Annotated in this window: 11 protein-coding genes and 2 tRNA genes; 9 read left to right on the forward strand and 4 right to left on the reverse strand. The window is 58.9% G+C overall.

Features of this window, described 5'->3' with window-relative positions; all coding sequences use genetic code 11:
- Positions 1 to 134 precede the first annotated feature (134 nt).
- Together ACB040_RS13125 and ACB040_RS13130 are read right to left on the reverse strand one after the other, a co-directional pair.
- A tRNA-Gly gene (locus ACB040_RS13125) sits at positions 135 to 209 on the reverse strand.
- A gap of 15 nt (positions 210 to 224) precedes the next feature.
- Positions 225 to 298, reverse strand: a tRNA-Gly gene (locus tag ACB040_RS13130).
- Between the two features lie 201 nt (positions 299 to 499).
- On the opposite strand from ACB040_RS13130, the gene cydD reads away from it, so the two are divergent.
- The 4 genes from cydD (at position 500) to ACB040_RS13150 (ending at position 4,935) form a co-directional block, all read left to right on the forward strand.
- On the forward strand, positions 500 to 2,269 hold the full coding sequence (gene cydD, locus ACB040_RS13135; protein ID WP_371155117.1) for a cysteine/glutathione ABC transporter permease/ATP-binding protein CydD: 1,770 nt from the start codon (positions 500 to 502) through the stop codon (positions 2,267 to 2,269).
- Positions 2,262 to 3,992, forward strand: a complete 1,731-nt coding sequence (gene cydC, locus ACB040_RS13140) for a cysteine/glutathione ABC transporter ATP-binding protein/permease CydC (RefSeq protein ID WP_371155119.1) — start codon at positions 2,262 to 2,264, stop codon at positions 3,990 to 3,992. Before cydD ends, cydC begins: the two co-directional genes overlap by 8 nt.
- A gap of 175 nt (positions 3,993 to 4,167) precedes the next feature.
- Complete coding sequence (gene rcsF, locus ACB040_RS13145) at positions 4,168 to 4,539, forward strand: Rcs stress response system protein RcsF (protein ID WP_371155121.1); 372 nt, start codon at positions 4,168 to 4,170, stop codon at positions 4,537 to 4,539.
- A 9-nt stretch (positions 4,540 to 4,548) separates the two neighbouring features.
- A complete protein-coding gene (locus ACB040_RS13150) occupies positions 4,549 to 4,935 on the forward strand; it encodes a DUF488 domain-containing protein (protein WP_201904017.1) in 387 nt (128 codons plus the stop codon).
- 159 nt (positions 4,936 to 5,094) lie between these two features.
- Here ACB040_RS13150 and ACB040_RS13155 read toward each other — a convergent pair whose 3' ends face one another.
- On the reverse strand, positions 5,095 to 6,093 hold the full coding sequence (locus ACB040_RS13155; protein ID WP_064341218.1) for an NAD-dependent epimerase/dehydratase family protein: 999 nt from the start codon (positions 6,091 to 6,093) through the stop codon (positions 5,095 to 5,097).
- 213 nt (positions 6,094 to 6,306) lie between these two features.
- Here ACB040_RS13155 and tsaA point away from each other — a divergent pair, with 213 nt between their 5' ends.
- Positions 6,307 to 7,011: a tRNA (N6-threonylcarbamoyladenosine(37)-N6)-methyltransferase TrmO gene (gene tsaA / locus ACB040_RS13160; protein WP_064341217.1), complete on the forward strand. Its 705-nt coding sequence runs from the start codon at positions 6,307 to 6,309 to the stop codon at positions 7,009 to 7,011.
- Positions 7,012 to 7,299: 288 nt separating this feature from the next.
- The gene (locus tag ACB040_RS13165) at positions 7,300 to 7,848 is read left to right on the forward strand and encodes a cytochrome b (RefSeq protein WP_064341216.1); all 549 of its coding nucleotides are present in this window, start codon (positions 7,300 to 7,302) and stop codon (positions 7,846 to 7,848) included.
- A 75-nt stretch (positions 7,849 to 7,923) separates the two neighbouring features.
- On the opposite strand, the gene ACB040_RS13170 is transcribed toward ACB040_RS13165, so the two are convergent.
- Entirely contained in the window at positions 7,924 to 8,604 is a 681-nt protein-coding gene (locus tag ACB040_RS13170; protein ID WP_371155125.1) for a polymer-forming cytoskeletal protein, read from the reverse strand.
- A 199-nt stretch (positions 8,605 to 8,803) separates the two neighbouring features.
- Between ACB040_RS13170 and ACB040_RS13175 the strand changes: the two genes are divergently transcribed.
- The 3 genes from ACB040_RS13175 (at position 8,804) to ACB040_RS13185 (ending at position 11,780) form a co-directional block, all read left to right on the forward strand.
- Positions 8,804 to 9,478, forward strand: a complete 675-nt coding sequence (locus ACB040_RS13175) for a response regulator transcription factor (protein WP_040066247.1) — start codon at positions 8,804 to 8,806, stop codon at positions 9,476 to 9,478.
- Positions 9,478 to 10,863 (forward strand): ATP-binding protein, encoded by a 1,386-nt coding sequence (locus ACB040_RS13180; protein WP_005338217.1) that lies wholly within the window; start codon positions 9,478 to 9,480, stop codon positions 10,861 to 10,863. The genes ACB040_RS13175 and ACB040_RS13180 overlap by 1 nt, the downstream gene beginning before the upstream one ends.
- A 386-nt stretch (positions 10,864 to 11,249) precedes the next feature.
- Positions 11,250 to 11,780, forward strand: coding sequence for a hypothetical protein (locus ACB040_RS13185; protein ID WP_236290036.1), 531 nt, complete (start codon positions 11,250 to 11,252; stop codon positions 11,778 to 11,780).
- Positions 11,781 to 12,197: the final 417 nt, after the last annotated feature.

Genomic DNA, 12,197 nt, shown 5'->3' on the forward strand with positions numbered 1-12,197 from the left:
GCGCCTTGGGCGCCTTTTCTGTCTCTGCGGTTTGCCTTAAAAGCTGAGAAACCGTGAGCGTGACGTCGAACGCCGCACACGACAGATGAAAAACAAAAAGCCCACTCTCAGGAGTGGGCTTTTTGTTTTGAAGCTGGAGCGGGCAGCGGGAATCGAACCCGCATCATCAGCTTGGAAGGCTGAGGTAATAGCCATTATACGATGCCCGCCTGGCATCTGAAATTTGGAGCGGGTGATGGGAATCGAACCCACGTATGCAGCTTGGGAAGCTACCGTTCTACCATTGAACTACACCCGCGTCAGGGCTCCTACTATATGCATTTTGCCGCCGAGCGCAATGGCGCCTTTGCCACTTTTTTCAATAAATCAATCTGTTCGGACAAGGATTGAACAGACGGTTGCTTTTTCAATCAAACATTTTCAACACAGATAATTTACAAGGTTGCCAAGGCCAAACGGCAAGGATAGTCTTGCGCCACTCGACGCGAGGATGGTGGTAATGGATAAAAAAACGCAAAAACGTCTCTATGGCTGGTTGCGCAAGCAATCGAGTCACGGTCGCCGCTGGATCACGATATCCATCGCTTTTGGCCTTGGCCAGGGCATTCTGATGGTGGCGCAAGCCTGGCTGCTGGCGACCCTGTTGCACGGCTTCATCATCGAAGGCTCAACGCCCGAGCAATCCATCACGTTCTTTCTTACCCTGCTGCTGGTGACGCTTGGCAAGGCCGCTCTGGCCTATGGCCGCGAAGTGGCCAGTTTCAAGGCGGGCAGCGCGGTGCGCCAAACCATCCGCCAGCTGGTACTCACTCGCTTGAGTCGTCTCGGCCCTGCCTATATCCAGCGCCGTCCGGCCGGTAGCTGGGCCAGCCTGTTGCTGGAACAGATTGAAAACATGCAGGATTTCTTCTCCCGTTATCTGCCGCAGATGGCCATCGCCGTCTTTATTCCGGTGGTCATTCTGGTGGCCGTGTTCCCGGTCAACTGGGCGGCGGGCCTGATCCTGCTGGGCACTGCGCCCCTCATCCCTATCTTTATGATCCTGGTAGGTGTGGGCGCCGCCGATGCCAACCGCCGCAACTTTCAGGCGCTGGCCCGTCTCTCCGGCCACTTCCTCGATCGGCTGAAGGGGCTGCGCACCCTGCAACTCTTTATGCGTACCCAGGCAGAAGGTGACGCCATTCGCGATGCCTCGGAAGATTTTCGCGAGCGCACCATGGAAGTGCTGCGCCTGGCGTTTTTGAGCACCGCCGTGCTGGAGTTCTTCGCCGCCATCTCGGTAGCGCTGGTTGCCGTCTACTTCGGCTTCTCTTATATCGACCATCTGAACTTTGGTAGCTATGGGGTAAAGGTCACCCTCTTTACCGGCCTGTTCGTGCTGTTTCTCGCCCCCGAGTTCTACGCCCCGCTGCGGGAACTGGGTGCCCACTACCACGCCAAGGCGCAGGCCATCGGCGCTGCCGAGCAGTTACTTGAATTCCTCGAAGCCGAGGTGAGCGAACCGGCCGCAGGCACGGCGCCGTTCCATGCCGACAGCCCGGTCAAGGTAGAAGCCAAAGGACTTGAAGTGCTGAGCGCCGAGGGCAAGGTGCTGGTCGGCCCCATCGACTTCACTTTGGAAGCCGGTTCACGTACCGCCCTCATCGGCGTCAGCGGCGCAGGCAAGAGCTCGCTGGTCAACGCCCTGCTCGGCTTTGCCCCCTATCGTGGTGAGCTCAAGGTCAACGGGCAGGAGCTTGCCACCCTCGACATGAGCCAGTGGCGCTTGCAACTGGGCTGGCTCTCGCAAAACCCGCAGCTGTTCCACGCCTCCTTGCGCGACAACCTGCTGCTGGCCAAACCAACGGCCAGCGATGCCGAGCTGGAAGATGCCCTGAAACGGGCGCAGGCGTGGGAATTTGCCATGGAGAAGGGGCTCGACTATCCGGTCGGCGATCAGGCCGGCGGCCTCTCTGTCGGTCAGGCTCAGCGTCTTGCCCTGGCGCGAACCCTGCTCAAATCGACCCAGCTGATGGTGCTCGATGAGCCGACCGCCAGTCTGGATCGCCACTCCGAGCGCGCCATCATGACCACCCTCGAGCAGGCGATGGCTGGCCAGACCCTGCTGATGATCACCCACCGCCTCGACCAGCTTACCAAGATGGACAAGATAATGGTGCTGGCCCACGGCCAGCTGGTGGAGCAAGGCAGCTTCCAGCAACTTAGTTCTGGGCAGGGGCATTTTGCCCGCCTGCTCTCCCAACGTTCCGGAGGTTCTCTCGATGAGTGATCTGTTGCCGTTTCTGCGTCTCTATCGCCAACACTGGCTCAGCCTCACCATTGGTTTGCTGCTGGCGCTAGTGACCCTGGCCGCCGGCATGGGGCTGCTCTCCCTCTCCGGCTGGTTCCTCTCCGCCGCCGCCGTGGCAGGGATGACAGTTGCGACGACCCATGCCTTTAACTACATGACCCCTGCGGGCGGGGTGCGCTTCTTCTCCATCGTCCGTACCGCCGGTCGTTGGGGTGAGCGGGTCGTGAGCCACGACGCCACCTTCCGGGTATTGACCCGACTGCGGGTCTGGTTCTGGCAGAAACTCTCGCCGCTCTCCACCGGTACTCTGGCCGGTTTTCGCCAGGCCGATCTGCTCAACCGGCTGGTGGCCGACATCGATGCGATGGACCACGTCTATCTGCGGCTGATCACCCCCATAGGCGCGGCCCTGCTCAGCACCGCCGGACTGGTCTTCTTCCTGTCGTTTTTCGACAGTCGCCTCGCCCTCACCCTGGGTGCCATTCTGCTGTTTGGCATGATTGCCCTGCCGCTGGTGTTCTACTTCCTCGGCCGTCGCCCCGGTCAGGCGCTGATTGCCGAAAAATCTACCCTGCGCACCCGGATGGTGGACTATCTGGATGGTCAGGCCGAGTTGCAGATGTTTGCCGCCGCCCCCAAGGCGCTGGTTGAGCTGCAACAAGCCGAACAGGCGCTGCTCGTCGCGCAGGCCCGGATGGCCAAGGTGAGCGGGCTGGCCAACTTCTCGGTGCAACTGCTGAGCGGCTGGACCCTGACCCTGATGCTCTGGCTGGCCGGTCATGGGGTAGCGGGTGCTGCGCCCGACCCCATCACCGCGCTGATGGTCTTTGCCACCCTGGCAAGCTTCGAGGCACTGATGCCGCTGGCGGGGGCTTTCCAGCACCTCTCCACCAGCCTCACCTCGGCACGCCGCCTGAACGAGATCCTGCAAGAGGCAAAAGCCCCCGTGTGGGGCGACGAACAGACCCACGCCACCGCTGGTGCGCTGCAGATCAATGACCTCTATTTTGGCTACCCCGGCAACCCTCAGCCGGTGCTGCGTGGCTGCACCCTGCAACTGCACGCCGGTGAGAAGCTGGCGCTGCTGGGCCAGACCGGCTGCGGTAAATCGACCCTGATGGGGCTGCTGACCCGGGAGTGGAGCCCGCAGGCTGGCAAGATCCTGCTCGATGGCAAGCCGCTCACCGACTACAGCGAAGGGGCGCTGCGCGCCTCCATCTCGGTGGTGAGCCAGCGGGTGCATCTGTTTGCCGATACCCTGCGGGGCAACCTCAAACTGGCCGCCCCGACCGCCTCTGACGAGCAGCTGATTGCGGTACTGACCCAGGTCGGGCTGGCCAATCTATTGGAAGATGAGGCGGGCCTCGACGCCTGGCTCGGTGACGGCGGCCGCCCCCTCTCCGGTGGTGAGCGTCGCCGTATCGGCATCGCCCGCGCCCTGCTGCACGATGCGCCGCTCTGGCTGCTGGACGAGCCGACCGAAGGGCTCGACAGTCAGACCGAGCGGGAGATCATGGATCTGCTGTTCCGGCTCGGGGCAGATCGCACCTTGCTGCTCATCTCCCACCGCTTGCTGGGGATGGAGCAGATGGACCGGATTGCCCTGATGGAAGAGGGACAGATCCGCCTCTGCGCCCCTCATGACGAGCTGCTGGGGGATGATTACTACCGCAGCCTCTATCAGAGGCTGGCTCCGGTTTGATATCAGGCTGATATCAGGGCTGATAGGGGTCACACCCTGACAACCGGGCGCAAAACGGGGCTGGTCGCCGCAGGCGGCTGGCCCCTATAATGTCCCCCTCATTATTCAACAAGATGCCGACATGGAGCGCCTGCGCATTTCTACTGTCCTCATCACCGACACAAGATACGAGACGATGAAACGCCTGATCCTGATGATGCCCCTGATTGCCTCCGGCTGTGCCAACTACGCCTTCAACAGCAATCTGGATAAAGAGAACTTTGACGAATACTTCAAACCCGGTAGCGTGCGCATCTATGAACAGGATGAGCTGGCTGACCTCAACTACCTCTACCTCGGCACCATCGAGGGTGAATCCTGCCAGGCCGATGCCAACCAGCCGGTGCCCAACGCAGGTGAAGCGCGCACCCTGGCCCGCCGCCGTGCCGCCGACATGGGTGGCAACGGGGTCACCATCGACAAGTGCGCCGAATTAAGCGACACCCCGGGCTGCCTGAAACAGGTGATCTGCTACGGGCAGGCGCTGAAAGTGGCCGAAGAGAAGTAACCCGCTGTCATGGCCCTCGCTATCGTTCGCCTTGGCAGCCCGCGCCTGCCCGATGAGGGGCTGCGGATCGGCACGGTGCGCCGCCCGCCCCGCGGCGTACCCAAGAGCGAATTTGCCAGCCAGCATTGGTACGATGTCTGGTTTCCCAACCTGGCCCCCAGCAGCGAGACCATGAAGCTGGGGCAGGCAGCCGAGACACCCGCCCAGTGGGCAGCGTTTGGCAAACAGTACAAGGCCGAGATGGCGCAACCTGCCGCCAGGCACGATCTGGCGCTGCTGGCCGCCCTCTCTCATACCACCAACCTCTCGGTCGGTTGCTACTGCGAGCAGGAGTCCCGCTGCCATCGCGTCATCTTGAAAGAGCTGCTGGTAGCCGCAGGCGCCGCCATCCGCTAACTCGGCGAGCGACAACGATGGGATGGGGAATCGCGTCAGCCGATCTTCAGTAGCCATCAGGTATGAATAGACAGAGAGGGCATCCCGCGGGATGCCCTCTCTCGTTGTGTTCGCGCTATCGCAGCAATTTTCCGCAGCAGCGGCTCGATGCCCCCCCTCCTAATGCAGACTGGGCTCCAGCAACTGCTGCCGTAGCGAAGTCTCCTCGGCCTGAGTCATGGCATGTTCCGCCCCCCCGACGGCAGGCTCGATGGCCAGCCAGTGGGCAAGGTCGGCGGCGGTCTCCTCCAGCGGCCGAAAGTTCAATCCCTTAACGATGGCCGCCTCGGCGCTTATAGAGCCGTAACCGGCAAATTCCACCTGCGCGCAGGGCAGCAGGGTGGGATAGCTCTGCCAGGGTTCGATTCCAGCCGCCATCAGGGTCGACCAGGGCAACCACTCGGGCTGGATGGGGCGGGCTGGCTGCAACCGGGCGCTCAGCCGCTCCAGCCAGTCACTCAAGGTAATACCGGATTTGAGCAAGTTGAATGTGCCCCCCAACTGCTGCTCGGCCGCGCGCAACACAAACTCGGCGCAGTCGCGCACATCGAGATACTGCAAGCGATCCTCGCCACTGCCCGGCAGCAACCAGGGCCCGCCCTGCTGCACCCGCTTAATCCACCAGGCCATGCGCCCGGTAGGATCATGGGGACCGCACAGCACGCCCGGGCGCAGGATGCAAAGCCGCTCGTCCCAGCGGGCGCGATACTCCTGCTCGCACAACACCTTGAGCGGGCCATAGTCAGTGGGCATTTCGCCTTCGGGGATAAGGTGCAGCGGCGCAGATTCATCCATCCCGGGCATTGAGAAATCGCGATATACGCTGATGGTGGAGATAAAGATCAGCCGTGCGCAGCACTCGAGCAAGGCCGCCGAGAGGCTCGCCGCCTGCTCGGGGCGATAGCAGCAGGTATCGATGACGAGATCCCACTGCAACCCGGCCCCTTGCAGGGGGCTCAGGGTCTTGTCCCTGTCGCCGGTGAGCTGCACCAGATCGCGCCAGTCCGGATGCTGGTGCAGGCCACGGTTGAACAGGGTCACTTCATGGCCCCAATCCAGTGCCAGCGCGGTGAGGTGGCGCCCCAAAAAGCCGGTGCCACCGATAATCAGCAGTTTCATCCCTCTCCCTCCCCCTTCGGCGCGAGTGCGCACATTTCATCCTGACACGCCAGTTGCCTCCACCCTACGCAACTTGACGGTATGGCACAGCCCCCGACTGGCCGGGATGGGACAGGGATCACGGCAGCGCCGCAAAAAAGGGCGTATTGAGGCCAAGCCTGCGTTTTGGGGCCGCCTGTGCTAAATTGCCGGGGTTTTCAGTCAGGATCCGCCATGAAGTTCGAAATCGACACCCTCGGGATCATTCGCTCTCCCTACAAGGAGAAGTTCGCCATCCCCCGCCAGCCCGGACTGGTCAAATCGGCCCGCGCCCGCCTCGAGCTGCTCCCCCCTTACGATCAGCCGGATGTGCTGCGCGGCATCGAGCAGTTCTCCCATCTGTGGCTCAGCTTCGTCTTTCACCAGACCATGGCGCAGGGCTGGCATCCGACGGTGCGTCCGCCGCGCCTTGGCGGCAACGAGCGGGTCGGCGTCTTTGCCACTCGCTCCACCTTCCGCCCCAATCCGCTAGGGCTCTCGGTGGTCGAGCTGCACGGGGTCGGTCGCGAGCGGGGCAAGCTGTGGCTGGAGCTGGGGGCGGTGGATCTGCTCGATGGCACCCCCATCGTCGATATCAAACCCTATATTCCCTATGCCGACAGCCTGCCGGATGCCCGTGGCGGCTTTGCCCCCGACGCCCCCACCCCGCCGCTGGCGGTGAGCTTCAGTGTTGAGGCCGAGCAGCAGTTGCAACCTTGGCTCAAGGCCCATCCCGAACTGCGCCAGCTGGTGAGCGAAGTGCTGGCACAAGATCCGCGCCCCGCCTACAAGAAGGGCAAGCCCGATGAGAAGGAGTACGGGGTGCGGCTGTTTGACTGCAATGTCCGTTTTCGCATCAGCGAGCCGGATTGCGTGGTGCTGGCCATCGAGCCCGCCTGAACCTGGGCGGGCCGACATCACTGATGCTATTTCACGCCTTCTTCACGTCACAAGGGGCTTAATGAGCCTGTAAATTGTGTGGCATTGATCAGACTATCCCCCCGGTTGCCAGTGATACCATGCAGACAGCAGAGGGCATCTCCTCTCTGACTGAGGTCAGCCGCAGGCTGCCGGTTGATGGCAAGCATGGCAGCCAGCCTGTTGCCGCCAAAGGATCTGGCCTCGCCCCGACACGTTTGAGTACGGGGATACCACACGGATGTGACAGCACTTCGAAGGAACAAACCTATGCTGATGAACAGTGAACAACGTTATGGCACCCTGAATATCGGGCTGCACTGGCTGACCCTGTGGGCCATGATCGCCGTCTACGCCCTGATCGAATTTCGCGATATTTTCCCCAAAGGGGACCCTGGCCGGGATCTGATGAAGGAGTGGCACTTTATGCTGGGGCTGCTTATCTTCGCCCTGGTCTTTGTCAGACTGGCCCTGCGCTGGATGAGCCCGACGCCCCGTATCGTGCCCGAGCTCTCCCCAGTCATGCACAAACTGGCAAAACTGGCCCACCTCGCCCTCTACGGTTTTCTTATTCTCACCCCGCTGTTTGGCTGGCTGCTGCTGAGCGCCGCGGGCAAGCCCATCCCCTTCTTCGGGCTTGAGCTGCCTGCCCTGCTTTCCCCAAGTCCGGATCTCAAGGGACTGATCAAGGAGGTGCACGAGACGCTGGGCAATATCGGTTACGCCCTGATCGGCCTGCACACGGTGGCGGCCCTCTATCACCACCATATTCTCAAAGACAACACCCTCACCAATATGCTGCCGCCGCGCCGCAGCTAACGGGTAACGGGGAAATGCAGAGGGGGCCATTGTGGCCCCCTCTGCATTTCCTGAACAGCACGCTGGCAAAGAGCATCACGCCTGCTTGGCCAGCTCCTCGGTCGGCTTGCCTTTCGGCTCGTGCGGCAGCTTTTTCACATTGCTCTTGTTCTCCGGCTGCTTGCTCCCGGACGAACTGTTTTCAGACAAGGCTTGCAACACGGGATCGGCCTTGCCGGCCACGGAGGGCTGGGACTGGCCAACAAAGTTGCCGCCTTTGCAGATGGAGAGACAGCCCCCCTTGAAGATCCCCTGCATCTTGCCGCTCTCCAGGATCTCCACCTCGGCGGAGGTACAGGTGCCTTCCAGCAGACCATTGATGATCACGTGGGGCGCACTTACCTCCCCCTCAACGCTCCCCCCCTGCATGATGCGCAGCACACCACCGATGAGCTGGATGGTGCCATTGACCTGACCGCGCACCTCCAGATCCCCCTCCACCTGCAACTCGCCCTTGAAGCGGGCACCGGCTGCAATCACAGTGGCCCCGGCCGACGCAGTAGCCGCACCACCTTTGTTTCTTCCAAACATCCGTACTCTCTCCACCAACCACACAAGCAGAACCAGCGGCATCGGCGCCACTGGCCACAGAAAACAGGGCGACCCCAGCACGTAGAGCAGCAAGGCTGCCCCCCAGCAGAGCCAGACAATATAGAGGAGGTCGCTGCGCTCACGCTGTTGCAGTCGCGCCAGCAGCCTCCCGGCCATCTCTCTCATCACATCAAACCTTTCGCAGCATGGCTGCCGACCAGCATGCCATCGACAACCCGGACCATGGTTAAACGACCAGTTGGTGCGAACTCTGAAGTCCCGCTGATTCAGTCCCGATACAGCCGGGATGCATTAGGATTCGAATTGACTCGAAGCGACATACACTTTCTAATTGACAGCCTGGATCCCTATGACCGCTCACATCATGAAAATTCTGTTGGTCGAAGACGACAAGCTGCTCAATCACCACCTCTCCTCTCTGCTGACCGAAGCCGACAATCAGGTCTACAGCACCGACCAGGCCGGGATTGCACTGCACTACGCCGCCGACTATCCCATTGATGTGGCCATCATCGACCTCGGTCTGCCCGATATGGACGGCCTGCAACTGATCCGGCAACTGCGTGAACGGCAGATCCCCTTCCCCATCATTGTGCTGACCGCCCGTGGCAACTGGCAGGACAAGGTCGAAGGACTGGAAGCAGGTGCTGATGACTATCTGGTCAAACCGTTCCAGAAAGATGAGCTGCTGGCCCGACTCAATGCGCTGGTGCGCCGCAGCGCCGGTTTTATCTCGCCGAAGGTGAAGGCCGGTGATTACGAGCTGGATCTCTCCCGCAAGGAGCTGACCATCGCCGGTGAAGTGGCGGTGCTCACCAGCTTTGAATACCTCATTCTGGAGTACCTGATGCGCAACGCCCGTCAGGTGGTCTCCAAGCAGCAACTGCTCGACCAGCTCTACGGCGACGGCGAAGGGGACCCCAACACCATCGAGGTGATGGTGAGCCGCCTGCGCAAGAAGCTGGATCCGGAGGGGACGATTCAACCCATCTCCACCATCCGGCGTCAGGGTTATATCTTCAACCTCTCCTGTAACTGATGCAGTTTCATCTGCCGCGTCCCATCAAGATGATCCGCAGCTCACTGCACATCAAACTGCTGCTCAGCTCGCTGCTGGTCATCGCGCTGATCATGGGGTTTGCCGTCTACGCCCTCTATCTTGGCCACGTCGAGGAGCAGACCCAGAAGGCCAGCGCCCGGATGCAGGAGAACCTGGCCAAGCTGTTTTCCTCCACCGAGCCGGATGACAAGGGGTCGAACGTCGAGCTGGGGCGGATATCCCGTGGTGCGGGGGATCGCAACCTCGATACCCTGATCTGCCGCGCCGATGGCGATCTGGTCTGGTCGAGCCTCCATATGCCAGAGGTGATCAAGGCCAAACAGACCATCTGCGGCGATCTGATGAAGTATCTGGGGGGGATGGATCTCGACTACTTCTTCAAGAAGCACACCATCAAGAACGGCGAGAGCTACTTCGTCTACAGCCTGCGGTTTATCCGCAATCCCGGCAGCGGCACCACCGCCTACTACGTGGTGATGATCGACTCGGCCAAACGCTATCACGAAGAGTCCCGCACCTATCTCTACCAGACCGCCAAACAGGCACTGCTCGCCTATATGCTGCTGGCCGGGCTGCTGCTGCTCACCACCTTCTGGAGCCTCAGCTCACTGCGCACCATCGCCCGTCAGATCGACGATATCCGGGCCGGCAAGCGCGATGACCTCTCGAGCGATTTTGAGCGGGAGCTGGCCCCGCTGACCGACTCCATCAACCAGTTGCTGGAGAACGAACGCCAGCAGACCCAGCGCTACCAGCACGCCCTCAACGATCTCGCCCACAGCCTGAAAACCCGGCTGGCGCTGATCCAGATCACCACCCGCGAAGTGAAGCTGGGGCGGGAGATCCACGACAACATCAACGAGCAGATCCTCACCATGGATCAGATGATCCAGTATCAGCTCAGACGGGCCGTGACCGGCCGCCAGCGCCTTGCCAGCAAGGGCACCGAGCCGGTGCCGCTGATTGAAAAACTGCTGGCCAGCCTGACCAAGGTCTATCGCCACAAGAAGCTGCAAACCCACTTCAAGTTCGATGATGACGCCCTCTTCCACGGCGAACAGGGCGACCTGATGGAGCTGATGGGCAACCTGCTCGACAACGCCTGCAAGTTTGCCATCAGCGAAGTGAAGGTGACGGTGCGCCGCCATCTCGAGCGGCTGCGTATCGAAGTGGAAGATGATGGCCCGGGGATCGACCCGGCCAAATCGGAGCAGATCTTCCAGCGCGGCGTGCGGGCAGACAGTTCACCCGGTCAGGGCATAGGACTGGCGGTGGTGACCGAAATCGTCCACAGCTACGGCGGCCAGATCCGGGTCGATGAATCCCCCCTCGGCGGCGCCCGCTTTACCCTGGACTTGCCCTGATCGGCATTGCCCTACCCAGCCTAGCCAGTGATGGCCCCACCACAAGGCCCCCAACCTCGGGGGCCTTGTCGTTTCTGCCACCCAAGTTGTTTTAATTTATTGATCCGGCACTGATTCTCGCCCCTCTACCCTTCCACCACCGGCTTCAATCGGTATCATGGTAGCGCGGCACAAAGCTGCTTCCGGAGCCACACCATGAGCATTCGCTGTCAGAAGGGAGTTATCCGCAGAACATGGGTTAAAAGCAGCACACCGGGAACTGTAACTTGGGGGCGGTAGCGTTTCGAATAGAAAATATGAGCGACCTCAAATGAAAACTAGAAATACATACAACTTATTAGTGATAACTTAATGTAAGCTCCTATCTTTAGCTTATGAGGAAAGTAATGGACGCAGAAAAAATAATATTATCAAGTGGTGACCACGAAATATTATTATCTATTTCTCCTGATTGGCCAATGATTATCATTACCGGTTTAATTGGTATTGGTAGTATTTTTACTTCTATCTTAGTCGGCCGAATAAGCCGACAAAATCAGCAGGCTCAAAACCTAGCAAAAAAAGCAGAATTAAGGCAGGCATGGATAAATGAGTTACGACAAAACATATCTGATCTTATTAGCATAGCTGCAATGATTGCCGTTAGGAAAAATTTGGATGATGATTTTCAAAACAATGAATCGTTTTATCAATATCACTCCCAATTAATTTCTGTCAGAACAAAGATACATCTAATGCTTGACCCCAATAAAGAATACTCTAAGATAATAAAATCTTTAATTAAAGATGTGTATTCTGAATCAGTAAAAAAAGACGGTACAACTAAAGATTTAAATGTCTATCGTATTGCACTTGAAGAACAATCACAAAAGGTGCTTGAAAAAGCATGGATGGATATTAAGTCTGAACTAAAATGAGATGTTTTCCACATGTAAAACCGAATTAAAGTATTCATTTTAGAACCATGAAATTAATTCATTTGTGCCGAATCGTTTAAATCCATGATAATTAAACATATAACCAACAAACATTAGTTACATATTTATATAGTATTTACGACTCAGGCAATCTTTGCATTTAATAAAAATATTGTGAGGTATATTATCTCGTTAACATGCCGAAAGCCAATTTTCAATTATTATAAATATCCACAACTCAGGGATAAAATATGGGCAAAGTGATTTTACAGGGATTTATTATTGTGCCTCTCTCCGAGCTTGCGATAGTCAAGAGCGAGCTTGATGCCCATATTCGTTTAACTCGTGCGGAAAAAGACTGCCTGATCTTTGAGGTGACTCAAGACCCTCTCAATCCCTGCAGATTCGATGTCTATG

This window comes from Aeromonas sp. S11(2024), from assembly GCF_041402345.1.
Lineage (GTDB): Bacteria > Pseudomonadota > Gammaproteobacteria > Enterobacterales > Aeromonadaceae > Aeromonas > Aeromonas veronii.

Bases quoted from the DNA above. Each gene is read 5' to 3' on its own strand.
- cydD (WP_371155117.1), top strand. From the start codon at position 500: ATGGATAAAAAAACGCAAAAACGTCTCTATGGCTGGTTGCGCAAGCAA.
- cydC (WP_371155119.1), top strand. From the start codon at position 2,262: ATGAGTGATCTGTTGCCGTTTCTGCGTCTCTATCGCCAACACTGGCTC.
- rcsF (WP_371155121.1), top strand. From the start codon at position 4,168: ATGAAACGCCTGATCCTGATGATGCCCCTGATTGCCTCCGGCTGTGCC.
- ACB040_RS13150 (WP_201904017.1), top strand. From the start codon at position 4,549: ATGGCCCTCGCTATCGTTCGCCTTGGCAGCCCGCGCCTGCCCGATGAG.
- ACB040_RS13155 (WP_064341218.1), bottom strand. From the start codon at position 6,093: ATGAAACTGCTGATTATCGGTGGCACCGGCTTTTTGGGGCGCCACCTC.
- tsaA (WP_064341217.1), top strand. From the start codon at position 6,307: ATGAAGTTCGAAATCGACACCCTCGGGATCATTCGCTCTCCCTACAAG.
- ACB040_RS13165 (WP_064341216.1), top strand. From the start codon at position 7,300: ATGCTGATGAACAGTGAACAACGTTATGGCACCCTGAATATCGGGCTG.
- ACB040_RS13170 (WP_371155125.1), bottom strand. From the start codon at position 8,604: ATGAGAGAGATGGCCGGGAGGCTGCTGGCGCGACTGCAACAGCGTGAG.
- ACB040_RS13175 (WP_040066247.1), top strand. From the start codon at position 8,804: ATGAAAATTCTGTTGGTCGAAGACGACAAGCTGCTCAATCACCACCTC.
- ACB040_RS13180 (WP_005338217.1), top strand. From the start codon at position 9,478: ATGCAGTTTCATCTGCCGCGTCCCATCAAGATGATCCGCAGCTCACTG.
- ACB040_RS13185 (WP_236290036.1), top strand. From the start codon at position 11,250: ATGGACGCAGAAAAAATAATATTATCAAGTGGTGACCACGAAATATTA.